The sequence below is a fragment of the Pseudomonas sp. W15Feb34 genome (assembly GCF_023127765.1).
GTDB lineage: Bacteria > Pseudomonadota > Gammaproteobacteria > Pseudomonadales > Pseudomonadaceae > Aquipseudomonas > Aquipseudomonas synxantha_A.
In genome coordinates, this window is sequence record NZ_SPKN01000009.1 from 168,702 (window position 1) to 182,768 (window position 14,067).

General features: G+C 57.9%; 9 protein-coding genes and 2 pseudogenes. 1 reads left to right on the forward strand and 10 read right to left on the reverse strand.

The window, feature by feature from the left end; translation table 11 throughout:
• Positions 1-7 precede the first annotated feature (7 nt).
• Positions 8-417 (reverse strand): annotated as a pseudogene (locus E4O97_RS04785) (transposase); the annotation flags it as partial.
• A gap of 21 nt (positions 418-438) precedes the next feature.
• Positions 439-918 (reverse strand): annotated as a pseudogene (gene tnpB / locus E4O97_RS27550) (IS66 family insertion sequence element accessory protein TnpB); the annotation flags it as partial.
• Positions 919-1,158: 240 nt separating this feature from the next.
• Here tnpB and E4O97_RS04795 point away from each other — a divergent pair.
• The gene (locus tag E4O97_RS04795) at positions 1,159-2,106 is read left to right on the forward strand and encodes a fimbrial protein (protein ID WP_248160906.1); all 948 of its coding nucleotides are present in this window, start codon (positions 1,159-1,161) and stop codon (positions 2,104-2,106) included.
• A 539-nt stretch (positions 2,107-2,645) separates the two neighbouring features.
• Here the strand turns inward: E4O97_RS04795 and E4O97_RS04800 are convergent.
• From E4O97_RS04800 to E4O97_RS04835, 8 genes are all read right to left on the reverse strand, one after another.
• Positions 2,646-4,904, reverse strand: a complete 2,259-nt coding sequence (locus E4O97_RS04800; protein ID WP_248160907.1) for a TonB-dependent siderophore receptor — start codon at positions 4,902-4,904, stop codon at positions 2,646-2,648.
• A gap of 331 nt (positions 4,905-5,235) precedes the next feature.
• On the reverse strand, positions 5,236-6,207 hold the full coding sequence (locus E4O97_RS04805; protein WP_005784734.1) for a peptide ABC transporter ATP-binding protein: 972 nt from the start codon (positions 6,205-6,207) through the stop codon (positions 5,236-5,238).
• On the reverse strand, positions 6,207-7,175 hold the full coding sequence (locus E4O97_RS04810) for an ABC transporter ATP-binding protein (RefSeq protein ID WP_057701629.1): 969 nt from the start codon (positions 7,173-7,175) through the stop codon (positions 6,207-6,209). The genes E4O97_RS04805 and E4O97_RS04810 overlap by 1 nt, the downstream gene beginning before the upstream one ends.
• 10 nt (positions 7,176-7,185) lie before the next feature.
• Positions 7,186-8,097 (reverse strand): ABC transporter permease subunit, encoded by a 912-nt coding sequence (locus E4O97_RS04815; protein ID WP_005784738.1) that lies wholly within the window; start codon positions 8,095-8,097, stop codon positions 7,186-7,188.
• Positions 8,098-8,107: 10 nt separating this feature from the next.
• Positions 8,108-9,118, reverse strand: coding sequence for an ABC transporter permease subunit (locus tag E4O97_RS04820; RefSeq protein ID WP_003171721.1), 1,011 nt, complete (start codon positions 9,116-9,118; stop codon positions 8,108-8,110).
• 75 nt (positions 9,119-9,193) lie between these two features.
• Positions 9,194-10,792, reverse strand: a complete 1,599-nt coding sequence (locus E4O97_RS04825) for an ABC transporter substrate-binding protein (RefSeq protein ID WP_078820282.1) — start codon at positions 10,790-10,792, stop codon at positions 9,194-9,196.
• An 80-nt stretch (positions 10,793-10,872) separates the two neighbouring features.
• On the reverse strand, positions 10,873-12,267 hold the full coding sequence (locus E4O97_RS04830) for an OprD family outer membrane porin (protein WP_248160908.1): 1,395 nt from the start codon (positions 12,265-12,267) through the stop codon (positions 10,873-10,875).
• A gap of 171 nt (positions 12,268-12,438) precedes the next feature.
• Positions 12,439-14,043: an ABC transporter substrate-binding protein gene (locus E4O97_RS04835; RefSeq protein ID WP_032877813.1), complete on the reverse strand. Its 1,605-nt coding sequence runs from the start codon at positions 14,041-14,043 to the stop codon at positions 12,439-12,441.
• Positions 14,044-14,067 lie beyond the last annotated feature (24 nt).

The window sequence follows — 14,067 nt, forward strand, 5'->3', positions numbered from 1 at the left end:
TGAGCGCAATCAGGTTCAGCAACGGCTGGAAGTGTTCGCTGCACTGGATAATCCAGCGTGCCAACGTTTGCCGGGGGATCTCGATACCGTGTCGGCTCTGCACCGTTTCAAAACGATGCAGCGGCAAGCCATCGACATACTTGGTGGTCAGCAGCATGCCAGTACGCTTGGGCTGGCCATGCTCTTTTCGATTGACTGCGCAGGCTTGTCTGCGGTGATCGGGGCTCTTTCACAACCGCGGCAGCCGTAGACCTTGCGCACATGTTTGATCACGTGGATCTGCATCGGCAAGATGTTCAACTGCTCGCTGGTTTCTTCGCCAATGACATGTTCGCAGCAACCACAAGCGCAGGTCAGATCGTGCTCTGGCAAGTCGTGGATGACTTCGATATGCGCCAGATCAGCCGACAGTGGCTCGCTTTCCGGCTCGTGGAGCCAGTTCAGTTCCTGGACGCTCAGGACAATAGCTTCGTCAGTAATGTCGGGCGAGGTTTTGAAACGTTCGGACTCCAGGCGCTTTAGCCAAAGACAGAAACTGTTGCGCTCCCAATACAACACCTTGACCCGATTGCGGTGGCGATTTAGAAAAACGAAAAGCACGAAAAGCACGGGGTCAGACACCGCCACCTTGATATCCAGTTCGACAAGGGCTGCCAAGCCGTCGATGGGTTTTCGACAGTCGACCGGTTTTGGATAGAGGTACACTTTTTCAACGCTGGTATTGGGACGCATCATGACGATGGGCTTCTGGTTGAAGTCGAGAGCACAGCATGATGATGACAGTTGACCTAGCACTGAAGGGCGCGAGTTACAAAAAAAAATAATGCGTGCCCCCTCCAACTGACAGTATCTAGTGAAACACATTAAGAATCGTCTTATTTTGCCCTCCACCAAAAACACAATATAATTATAATTCATTCCATTTCATTCCCCTCTGTTAATATTGGGGTCCAACTGTCAAAGCGAAGTTAGCACATGAAAAGGCACGCGTTTAATATTTTGCACTCCCTATGTTTAATAGCGCTCGCTGGGTGTTCACCTATCTCTATGCCGCAGACGTAGCTCAACCTGCCCGCGTCCGATTTCGAAACATATAGAAGCGACTTCAAAGTCAGGTTCCACAATTAAACTCAGTCTTCCTTCAAGAAGCTAGGCACTATGAAAGTCATTAAGCTATTATTGCTATTTTTTATCTTTTGCACGACGGCCAATGCAGTTGCAGCAGTATGCGAGTACGAAACAGGCGACTCTGCTGTTACGCGAAACATCGTGCTGCCCACAAGTGTATCGATACCTAGAGATGCAGCTAACGGCACAGTTATATATGAGAGCGTGCAAGTTACAAATGCTGAGGTGGGCGTTTTCAATTGCAGCGATTTTCATTTGGAGGGGATCAAGAATTACTTGGGCCAGGACGTGGCCGGGACAATACAGCCTATTGGGGATACAGGAATTGGTTGGCAATGGATTTATAATGGATACCCACATTATGGAGTGGCAAACAATAATAGTGGCCGACCTAGCCGATACTCGTTCAAAGACACAGCTGTCGCGTTAAGATTTGTAAAAATAGGAGCAATAAAAAGCAATGCTCTAATACCTGCCGGAGCAATCGGTGCGTTCGAATTTGGAACAATTTTTCCGTTTATAATCGAAACCAGCGGAATGTCTATAGTAGTACCTTCATGCGAAACACCCGATGTAATTGTGGACATGGGAAGCCAAGACTTGAGTCAGTTTTTTTACAATGCTCCATACACTGCATCGAAGCGCTTCAACATAAAACTCAACGACTGTCCAGTTGGCATCAAAAAAGTAAATTACAAATTGATTGCAACATCAACAGCTCCTGCCATAGATCCAACCTCAGGAATTATTAGCCTAAACTCCACCTCAACTGCCAAAGGCATTGCATTGCAAATAATGGACAGTAGCGAGCAGCCAATAAATCTCAACCTGACACATGTATTCAACGATTACTCAAGTGGCGGGGGGAGTTTCGAAATCCCTATGTTTGCACGATACTTTAAGAAGACAGGGGGAGATGGAGAAATCAAAGCCGGAACCGCAAATACGGAGATTACTTTTGTTATGAGTTACTTATAATGTCGCTCAGTCTCCTTGTCACATAGAGCGACTTAAGGAGCCCTTGAACGTGGCTATCGCAATCGAACCTCAAAAACGTATAGACTTTGTTTTTTTTGAATTCGGACGAAACGGTAGAACTGGCGAGAAAAACCTCATTGCTCGGCAGTCGTGTTGATCCATGCGTATGGATGGCAAGTTTGAAATTCATCAAGCCGACTAAGTCAAGCAAATCGCATAGTGTATTCCAATACATTCACGTCCTCAGATCCTATCCAAGTCTTAGGAGGAACTCGACTCTGGGCCACTACCGCCACACTTGTCCGCACACCCAGAATTCTCTGCTCCCTATCACCACCTACAGTGATGTTGTGCTTCTGCCCTACCACCAAGTTGAAGTCCCGCCCGGTGACCAGTATCAGGGCGGCAGCAAGGACGATAATGACGCCACCACTAGCGACGATCCGGATGATGAAGGCGATAGCCAGACCTAGTCCCGGCCAGATACAAACCCGCCCGGCTAGCCGGGCGGAGTACGTTATGAACTTACAACGGCCCGATCAGAACGAAGTGGTCACCGACGCGAAGTAAGCCCGGCCCGGCTCATTGTAAGTCTGCGCACCCGCATCCTCGGCGTTGCCTTTGCGCGACAGGCGCTTGTCCAGCAGGTTGTTGATGCCCACCCGTACGCTCAGGTTTTTGCTGAACTCGTAGCCGCTGCTCAAGCCCATCAACCCATACGGGTCGACGTCCTGCTGGGCGCTGCGATCGTAACTGCTGGCGCTGCGTGAGTTGAGCTTAGGCGCTTGCTGCTTGCCGTAATAGGTGCCGCTGACCTGGAAGGACAACTTATCGGTGGCTTGCCAATCCAGCGTGGTGTTGACGGTGTACTTGGGGATGATGCTCAAGGGCTCGCCGGTGTCTTTGTCCTTGGAGTCGATCATATAAGTCAGGTTGGTGTTCAAGTCCAAGTCATCGCGCAGGCTGACGAACAGGTTGCCTTCAACGCCCTGCACCAAGGCGGGGCCGCTGTTTTCCCACTCCAATACACGTCGGCCGTTGCCCAGACGGAAAGCCGCCTCGTTACTGGCGTTGATCTTGTTCTTGTAGTCATTACGGAAGTACGTCGCACTGGTGCGCCAGGTGCCCTTGTCGAAAGCCAGGCCGATTTCCTTGTTGACGCTGATTTCCGGCTTCAGGTCCCGGTTGCCCACCAGGTAGCATCCGCCCATGTTGGCTTCGCTGGCGTTGCAGCCATTACCACGGCTGTAGAGCAAATAGTTCGGGTTGGACTGGTACAGGTTGGGGGTTTTGTAGGCGCGGGCAATGCCGCCCTTGATGCTCAGTTCGTCGGTCAACTGGTGCGAGGCATTGAAGCTGGGGCTCCAGTTGCCGCCGTATTCCTCATGATCGTCGAAGCGCAAGCCAGGCGTGATCACGGTTTTGCTGCCCAACTCGATGTTGTTCTCGGCAAACAAGGCGTAGCTCGAGGCGGTGGTCTTGGTGCTGTTGCGGCTGACGCCGGGGATGGCGGGGACGCCGCCGGTGCCCGGGTCATAAGTTTGCGGGCGCAACGAGCCTGGATCGTTCATCGACTCGTAGAGGTATTCGCTGCCCAGGGTCAGGACTTGTTCGGCACCGAAGCTCAGGGGCAGGTTGACCTCGGCGGTGGCCCGGGTGTTACGCAGGCGTGATTCGAAACGCCCGGCGCTGGCCGAAGGCGCGCCCTCGCCGGATCCGGCCAGGCCTTCGTTGAGACGCTCATTGCGGGTCAGGTCGTGGGTCAGCGAGGCCAGGGTCGAGCCCCAGTCAAATTCACCACGGTGGGTTGCAGAGAAGCTGCTGCGTTGAATCACACTGGTTTCCTTGCCCACCAGGCTTTCAACGAATGCGCCACCGCCGTTGAGCATGGTGTCGCCGGCAAAAATATTACCCTGGCGGCTGTAGCTGGCTTCCAGGTCGAGTGTTTGCTCGGGGGTGAATTGCCAGCTCAGCAAGCCATTGACGTCTTTATTGCGCACGCCCTCGCGGCCAGCGACCAAAGAATCAGGCGTCGCTTGAGCTGCGCGGTTGATGTCGGCGTCATCGGCGTCGGTCTTGTTCAGGCCGCCATAGACGCGGAATGCCAGAGTGTCGGTCAACGGGCCGCTGAGGTTGAAGTTGGTGCGCTTGCTCGCGCCTTCGGCATCGTTTTCGGGGAAGGCGGTGTAGGCGGTCAGCGAACCGTGCAATTGATCGGTCGGGCGTTTGGTGATGATGTTGATCACCCCGCCCATGGCCCCGGAGCCATAACGAGCGGCGGCCGGGCCGCGCAGGATTTCAATGCGCTCGACTTCTTCGGCCGGCACCCAGTTGGTTTCGCCACGGGTATCACGGTCACCGCTCCAGCCATAACGCACGGCGTTGCGTGAGGTGGAGGGCTTGCCATCGATCAGGATCAGGGTGTTTTCCGGGCCCATGCCGCGCAGGTCGATCTGACGGTTATTGCCGCGGCTGCCGCTGGAACTATTGCCGGTCAGGTTGACGCCTGGCTCGCGGCGGATGATCTCCGACAGGTCGTTGCTGGGTGGGCGCTTCTTGATGTCTTCGGCGGTGATGATCGACACGCCGGGTGCTTGCTTGAGTTCTTCGGCAGCGGTCCCCAAAACACGCGTCTCGCCCAACACCAAGGCTTGGGAGGTGCCATCTACAGGCAGGTCCGTTGCCTGGATCGGCACTTTATCGCGCTCTTTTTCCACACTCTCCGCCAGCAGCGCGGGAGACGAGAGGGTAGCGATAAACGCCAGCGATAGATGGCTGAGCCTGAATTGAGACGACATGTCCACAAAGTCCTTTACGAGGGGCGATTGAACGAGAGGCGTCTGAATTTTTCGCGTAGCCAACCGTGGCTTGGCAGCCAGTATCCAGCGCCCTCTTTGCGTCGTGATGGTATTGATTCTCAAACAAAAGTAAATTTCATTTACAATCTATACACTTTCCAGAGGGCTCTGGCGCAATGTTTTCAAGGCCGGAGGCATTGAAAGGCGCAGGTCCATCTGTATTTTCTTTGCTACAAACGCGCAAAAAAAAGCCCCTCCGGCCAGACTGATGCGCAATCTGGCGGGAAGGGCGATGGAACTCATTGAAGCTGCAGTTCCTACAAGGGAGGCGTCAGGCCACGAATTGCTCTGCGTAGTGGCAAGCCACCTGCCGATTATCCAATGGTCGCAACAGCGGCTCCTCGCTGCTGCAGCGCTCGGTCGCATACGGGCAGCGCTTGTGGAACGCGCAGCCAGGTGGCGGGTTCAGCGGGTTAGGCAGTTCGCCGACGATTTTGATCTTCGGCTTGTTCGGGTCCGGGTGAATGGTCGGTGTGGCCGACAGCAGCGCCTGCGTGTACGGGTGCAGCGGGCGGGCGTAGATGTCTTCCTTGGGGCCTACTTCCACCGGGCGGCCGAGGTACATCACCATCACGTCGTCGGCGACGTGTTGCACCACCGCCAGGTTGTGGGAGATGAACACGTAGGCGGTGTTGAATTCCTGCTGCAAATCCATGAACAGGTTGAGCACCTGGGCCTGGATCGACACGTCCAGCGCCGAGGTCGGTTCGTCTGCCACCAACACTTTGGGTTGCAGCATCATCGCCCGAGCCAGTGCGATACGTTGGCGCTGACCACCGGAGAACATGTGCGGGTAGCGCTGATAATGCTCAGGGCGCAGGCCCACTTGCTTCATCATCGCCTGGACTTTTTCGCGGCGCTCGGCGGCGGACAGGTTGGTGTTGATCAGCAACGGCTCCGCCAGTTGATCACCGACTTTCTGGCGTGGGTTCAACGACGCATACGGGCTTTGGAAAACCATCTGCACGTCTTTACGCAATTGCTTGCGCTGGGCCTTGTCGGCACCGGCCACTTCTTGCCCGGCGATTTTCAACGAGCCCGACGAGGGCTCTTCAATCAGCGTCAGGGCACGGGCCAGGGTGGATTTGCCGCAACCCGACTCGCCCACAACCGCGAGGGTCTTGCCGGCTTCCAGCTCAAAGGACACGCCATTGAGAGCACGCACGGTGGCGTGGCCCTTGAACAGGCCACGGGACACTTCATAGTGACGGGTGAGGTCGCGGGCGGTAAGTACGACGGCCATTACGCCACCTCCTGGTTCAGCGGGTAGAAGCAGCGGGCGAGGCTGTTGCTTTTCGGATCAAGGCTTGGACGCTGGGCGCGGCAGGAGTCCTGGACATACGGGCAGCGCGGTGACAGCAAGCAGCCCTGCGGACGGTCATAGCGGCCGGGAACGATGCCCGGCAGCGTGGCCAGGCGCGTGGCGCCGAGGCTGTGCTCCGGGATCGCCTTGAGCAGCGCTTCGCTGTACGGGTGCGCCGGAATGTCGAACAGTTGCGGCACCTGGCCGACTTCCACCGCTTGGCCTGCGTACATCACGCATACGCGCTGGGCGGTTTCAGCCACTACCGCGAGGTCGTGAGTGATCAGCACCAGGCCCATGTTCTGCTCTTTTTGCAGGGCCAGCAGCAGTTCCATGATCTGCGCCTGGATGGTCACGTCCAACGCAGTGGTCGGTTCATCGGCGATCAGCAACTTGGGCTCGCCGGCAATCGCCATGGCGATCGCAACACGTTGGCTCATACCGCCGGACAATTGGTGCGGGTAGGCATCCATACGGCTGGCGGCGCCTGGGATCTCGACTTTTTCCAGCAGTTCGATAGCCCGCTTGCGCGCTTGCCTGCCGGACATTTTCAAATGCAGGCGCAGCACTTCTTCGATCTGGAAACCCACGGTGTAGCTGGGGTTCAGCGCGGTCATCGGGTCCTGGAACACCATCGCCAGGTCTTTGCCGACGATCTGGCGGCGCTGGCGGTTGCTCAGCTTGAGCATGTCCTTGCCGTCGAAGTTCAGCGCATCGGCGGTAACGATGCCGGGATGCTCGATCAGGCCCATCAGCGCCATCATGGTCACGGATTTACCCGAGCCCGACTCGCCAACGATCGCCAGTACTTCGCCTTTGTCGACCGACAGGTCGAGGCCATCGACCACTGGTACGGCGGTCTTGTCGCCGAAGCGGACGTTGAGATTCTTGATTTCTAACAGTGACATGGGAATCTCCTCAGGCGGCGTTCTTGAGTTTCGGGTCCAGCGCATCGCGCAGGCCGTCACCCATCAAGTTGATTGCCAGCACGCTGAGCAAAATGGTCAAGCCAGGCAGGCTCACGACCCACCAGGCGCGTTCGATGTAGTCACGGGCCGAAGCCAGCATGGTGCCCCACTCAGGGGTTGGCGGTTGTACGCCAAGGCCGAGGAAGCCCAGGGCCGCGGCATCGAGAATCGCCGAGGAGAAGCTCAGGGTGGCCTGGACGATCAGCGGTGCCATGCAGTTAGGCAGCACGGTGATGAACATCAGGCGTGGCAGGCCGGCACCCGCGAGGCGGGCGGCGGTCACGTAGTCGCGGTTCAGTTCGCCCATCACCGCGGCGCGCGTCAGGCGCACATAAGACGGCAGCGACACGATGGCGATGGCGATCACGGTGTTGATCAGGCCAGGGCCGAGGATGGCGACAATGGCAACGGCCAGCAGCAGCGATGGCAGGGCCAGCATGATGTCCATCAGGCGCATGATGGTCGGGCCGAGCAAGCGCGGGAAGAACCCGGCGAACAGGCCCAGCAGGATGCCCGGGATCAGCGACATCACCACCGATGACAAGCCGATCAGCAACGACAGGCGCGAACCCTGGATCAGGCGCGAGAGCAAGTCACGGCCCAGTTCGTCGGTGCCGAGCAGGAACTGCATCTGCCCGCCCTCCAGCCACGCCGGTGGGGTCAGCAGGAAGTCGCGGTATTGCTCGCTGGGGTTATGCGGCGCAACCCAGGGGGCGAAGATCGCGCAGAACACGATCAGCAACATGAACAGCAGGCCGGCAACCGCGCCCTTGTTCTTGGAGAAGGCTTGCCAGAATTCTTTGTACGGGGACGGGTACAGCAGGCTCTGATCGACTGCTGACACTGGAGTAGAGGTAGTCATGGTCATGATCTCAGCGCTGGTGACGGATGCGTGGGTTGGCGAAGCCGTAGAGGATATCCACCACGAAGTTCACCAGGATCACCAGGCAGGCGATCAGCAGAATGCCGTTTTGCACCACCGGGTAGTCCCGCGCGCCAATGGCTTCGATCAGCCATTTGCCGATGCCGGGCCACGAGAAGATGGTTTCGGTCAGTACCGCACCGGCCAGCAGCGTGCCGACTTGCAGGCCGACCACGGTCAGTACCGGGATCAGCGCGTTGCGCAGGCCGTGCACGAATACCACGCGCGCCGGCGACAGGCCCTTGGCCTTGGCGGTGCGGATGTAGTCCTCGCGCAGTACTTCAAGCATCGATGAGCGGGTCATCCGTGCGATCACCGCCAGCGGGATAGTACCCAGCACGATAGCCGGCAGGATCAGGTGGTGCAGGGCGTCCCAGAACGCGTCCGGCTCGTCGGCCAGCAGGGTGTCGATCAACATGAAACCGGTGCGCGGCTCGATGTCGTAGAGCAGGTCGATACGCCCGGAAACCGGGGTCCAGCCCAGGCTCACCGAGAAGAACATGATCAGGATCAGGCCCCACCAGAAGATCGGCATCGAATAGCCCGCCAGGGAGATGCCCATCACCCCATGGTCGAACAGGGATCCTCGTTTGAGTGCCGCGATCACCCCGGCCAACAGGCCCAGGATACCGGCGAACAACAGGGCGGCCATGGACAGTTCCAGGGTCGCCGGGAAAAGGGCGGTGAACTCGGTCCACACGCTGGTGCGGGTGCGCAGTGATTCGCCAAGATCGCCCTGGGCGAGCTTGCCGACGTAATCCAGGTATTGCGCGTACAGCGGCTTGTTAAGGCCAAGGCGCTCCATTGCCTGGGCGTGCATTTCGGGGTCAACCCGCCGCTCGCCCATCATGACTTCTACGGGGTCGCCTGGAATCATGCGAATCAACGCAAAAGTCAGCAACGTGATGCCGAAGAACGTGGGGATCAATAACCCCAATCGGCGGGCAATAAAACTAAACATCTTGGTGTATACCTCAATCAGCCGGTTAGGCAGGTTCGGCACCGTCAATGTCGACGGTGCCGAGCGTTTTTCTTATTACTTCACCTGGGTGGTGGCGAAGTTATTGGTAGTCAGAGGGCTTTGGGTATAACCCTCGACGTTCTTGCGCATGGCGGTAAACATTTTCGGGTAGGCCATGGGGATCCACGGTTGGTCCTTCTCGAAAACGGCCAAAGCTTGTTCATAGAGTGCAGCGCGTTCGGCGGGTTCAGCGTCGGCGCGGGCCTTGTCGATCAAGTCTTGAAACTCTTTGTTACACCAGCGGGCGTAGTTTTCGCCGTTTTTCGCTGCATCGCAACTCAGGTTTGGGGTGAGGAAGTTATCCGGGTCACCGTTATCCCCGGCCCAACCGGCAGAAACCATGTCGTGCTCTCCGGCTTTGGCGCGCTTGAGCATTTCGCCCCATTCCATGACCTTGATATTGACCTTCAGGCCGATCTGGGCCAGATCCGCCTGCATGCGCTGGGCGCCGAGCATCGGGTTGGGGTTGGTCGGGCCGCCGCCGTTGCGGGTGAACAGGGTGAACTCGGTGCCTTCCGGCACGCCGGCTTCCTTGAGCAGGGCGCGGGCCTTGTCCAGATCGCGGGGCGGGTTCTTGATTTTGTCATTGAAGCCCAGCAAGGTCGGTGGATACGGGCCGGTGCCCACCACCGCGTTGCCTTTGCCGTACAGGGCGTCGGTGTAGCCGGCTTTGTCGAACGCAATGTTGATCGCGTGACGTACCCGTGCATCGCTCATGTACTTGTGAGTGGTATTCATCGCGGTGTAGCTGGTGGTCATGGCCGCCAGCTCATCGACTTTCAGGTTTGGGTCGGCCTTGACGCTCGGCACGTCATCAGGCTTGGGGTACAGCGCGATCTGGCACTCGTTGGCCTTGAGCTTCTGCAGGCGCACGTTGTTGTCGACGGTGATCGCCAGGATCAGTGGGTCGGCCGGCGGCTTGCCGCGGAAGTAGTCCGGGTTGGCCTTGAAACGTACCTGGGCATCTTTCTGGTAACGCGTGAAGATGAACGGCCCGGTGCCGATCGGCTTGGCGTTCAGGTCATCGGTCTTGCCGGACTTGAGCAATTGGTCGGCGTATTCAGCGGAGTGGATCGAGGAAAACGCCATGGCCAGGTCGGCCAAGAATGGAGCTTCAGGACGAGTCAGGGTAAATACGACGGTGTGATCGTCGGTCTTCTCTACGCTCTTGAGCAGTTCCTTGAAGCCCATGCTTTCGAAGTACGGATAGCCCACGTTGGACTTTTTATGCCACGGATGATTCGGGTCCAGCTGGCGCTGGAAGCTCCAAAGCACGTCGTCGGCGTTCAGGTTGCGCGTGGGTTTGAAATAGTCGGTGGTGTGAAACTTGATGTCGTCACGCAGGTGGAAGGTGTAGGTCAGGCCATCGGCGCTGATTTCCGGCAGGTCTTTAGCCAGCGCAGGGACCACCTCGGTAGTACCGGGCTTGAAGTCCACCAGACGGTTGAACATGGTTTCAGCGGCGGCATCGGCGGTCACGGCGGTGGTGTACAGGACCGGGTCGAAACCTTCCGGGCTGGCTTCGGTGCACACCACCAGCGGTTTGGCCGAAACGCCGATCGCCACGCTCAACAGCGCGGCAGCCATGGCGGCTTGTAGCGGGAGCATTTTCATTCAGAGCCCTCTGCAATCGATGGAACCAGAAAAGCGTAGACGGCGAGCTCGTCCTGAGCCCGCCGTCTGCCTGGCGCTAATTAAAGGATGTTGAATGGGATAGTGGTGACCAGACGGAACTCTTTGATGCTGCCGTCGGATTGGAACTCGCTGCCACGGTGTTCAACGTAGGTGGCACGAATCGCGGTGGCCTTGAGCGGGCCGCTCTGGACCGCGTAGGAAGCGCCGATACCGTATTCCTGGTGCTTCTCGCCGTCCTGGGACTGGATGCCGTCGTAGGCGAACTTGGCCCGACCACCGTTGCCGGTGTAGTGGGTGCCGTCGATATCCCAGCCGCGCGCCGAGTAGGCGTTGAACTTCAGGCCCGGTACGCCGTATTCGGCCATGTTGATGGCGTAGGCGATCTGGAAGGACTTCTCGTTCGGGCCGTTGAAGTCCGAGGTCAGGGAGTTGGCCAGGTAGATGCCGTTGGTTTCGTGCAGGTAGTCGAAGTACTCGTTACCGTTCACTTGCTGGTAAGCGAAGGTCAGGCTGTGTGCCTGGTGGGTCAGGCCCAGAGAAAGGGAGAAGGTATCGTTGTCGATTTCCCCCATCTCTTTTTTGCCTTCATCGACGGTTTTGTAGTAGTTGAAACCGGTGGTCAGGCCCAACTGCTGCGCGTCGCCCAGCTCGTGGGTGGCGCCGAAGTAGTACTGGTTCCAGAAGTCCTTCACGTTGGCGGCGAAGAAGCTGGTCTTCAGGCTTTTCAGCGGCTGGTAGTTCACACCCAGGGTCGACACTTTGTCGGTTTCTGCACCGTTACCGTATTCGGTACGGAATTTCGACAGGCTCTGCTCGCTACGTGGCGAAACGCGGTCGAACACGCCGCCCTGAAACGACAGGTTGCTGAACTCTTCGCTGTTGAAGCTCACGCCCTGGAAGCTCGAAGGCAGAGCACGGTTGCCGATGGTGTCGACGATGCCGCTGCTGAAGTTCTGGCGACCGGCGGTCAGTGTGGTGTTGGACACACGGAACTGCACGTTGGCCAGGCCCAGTTTGCTCCACTGGTCGACGGCGTCGCCGTTGGAGTCGGCCAGTGTACGGTTGGAGCCGCCTTTGATATCACGCTTGCTGCGGTCCAGCACCAGGGCGTTGTACACCGCCACTTCAGTCTTGACCCCAACGGTGCCTTGGGTGAAACCCGAGCTGGCGTTGAGGATGGTGCCTTGCACCCAGTTGGTACGGTTGCGATCGGTCAGGGTCTGGCCGTGCTTCTGGTACGAGAAGGTGCCCCCACGGTATTTGCTTTCATGGGAGTACCAGTTACGCGTGGTGCCGCCCAGGCTGAAATCTTCGATAAAGCCTTTGGCCTCGCTTTGGGCGCTGGTGCCGGCCAGGGTGGTAGGAACGAAGTCCTGGCTTTGCGTTTCAGCGTACGCGGTCGCCGTGATGCTGCTGATGGCCAAGGCCAGAAGCGCTTTGCTGCTCAGTTTCATGGGTGAAGCTCCTTTGGTTCTCTTTTTTAATGCCGGTCTTTTTAGGTGAACCGGCTATTGGGTGTGGAACTCGTTCAAGCCTGTGCAAACGTTTGGCGTAGGAAATTTCCCAACAAAAGCCTGCGCGTTTGCCGGGAAGCGAACTTCGCTCCCCGCAATCCGGTTATTTTCTTATGGGGTAATGCTGACGCCCGAGAACACGTTGCGGCCGAAGGGGCTCACCTTGAAACCTTCGACTTTGGCGCTTAACGGCTGGTTGACCGTCGAGTGGGCGACTGGCGTGATCGGCACCTGCTGCTTGAGCAGTTGCTGCGCCTGTTTGTATAGAACAGTCCTTTGTTCGCGGTCGGTCACGACCTTGGCTTGCTTGATCAGCTTGTCGTACGCCGGGTCACACCACATGGAGTAGTTGTTCCCGCCGATGGCGTCGCAGCTGTAGAGGGTGCCCAACCAGTTGTCCGGATCACCGTTGTCGCCGGTCCAGCCAATCAGGCTGACATCATGCTCACCGTTCTTGGTGCGCTTGATGTACTCGCCCCATTCGTAGCTGACGATTTTGACTTTCAGGCCGATCTTGGCCCAATCGTTCTGCAGCATCTCGGCCATCAGCTTGGCGTTGGGGTTGTACGGACGTTGTACCGGCATCGCCCACAGGGTGATCTCGGTGCCTTCCTTGACGCCGGCGGCCTTGAGCAGCTCCTTGGCTTTTTCCGGGTTGTAGGCGGCGTCCTTGATGCTGTCGTCGTAGGACCACTGTGTCGGCGGCATGGCGTTGACCGCCAGTTGCCCTGCGCCCTGGTACACAGCGTTGAGGATGCTCTGCTTGTTCACCGCCATGTCCAGCGCCTGGCGCACTTCAAGCTGGTCGAACGGCTTGTGGCGCACGTTGTAGGCGATGTAGCCGAGGTTGAAGCCAGGCTTGGTCAGCAGTTGCAGGTTCGGGTCGGCCTTCAGCGCGTCTACATCGGCGGGGCGCGGATGCAGGGTGACCTGGCATTCGCCGGCCTTGAGCTTCTGCACCCGTACCGAGGCGTCGGTGTTGATGGCGAAGATCAGTTGGTCCAGCTTGACGCGGCTCGGGTCCCAGTACTGTTTGTTGCCCACGTAACGTATCTGCGAGTCTTTCTGGTAACGCTGGAACACAAATGGGCCAGTGCCGATCGGCTTCTGGTTGATGTCGCTGGGCTTGCCTTGCTTGAGCAACTGCTCGGCGTATTCGGCGGACAGGATTGCAGCGAAACTCATGGCGATGTTCTGTACGAACGCGGCATCGACCGTGTTCAAGGTCATCACCACCGTGTGCGGGTCGGTTTTTTCGACCTTGGCGATATTCTTGTTCAGGCTCATCCCGTTGAAGTACGGAAACTCGGTAGGGTAGGCCTTGCGGAATGGATGCTCGGGGTCAAGCATGCGGTTGAAGGTGAACAGCACGTCGTCGGCGTTGAAGTCGCGCGTCGGCTTGAATTCCTTGTTGCTGTGGAACTTCACCCCCTCACGCAGGTGGAAGGTGTAGGTCAGGCCATCTGGCGAAATATCCCATTTGGTCGCCAGCCCAGGTACTACGTCGGTCGCGCCTTTTTCGAATTCAACCAGGCGATTGTACAAAGGCTCTGCCGCATCGTTGTCGGTGGCCGTGGTGTATTGCGCAGTGTCAAACCCTGCCGGGCTGCCTTCGGAGCAGAACACCAGGCTCTTCTTTTCGGCGGCCTGGCCCATCGTGGCCACGGCCAGCAGGCTGGTGGCAAACATCGCGGATAGAACAGTGGTATGGCGCATGACGATCCCGATCCTTGTTTGTAG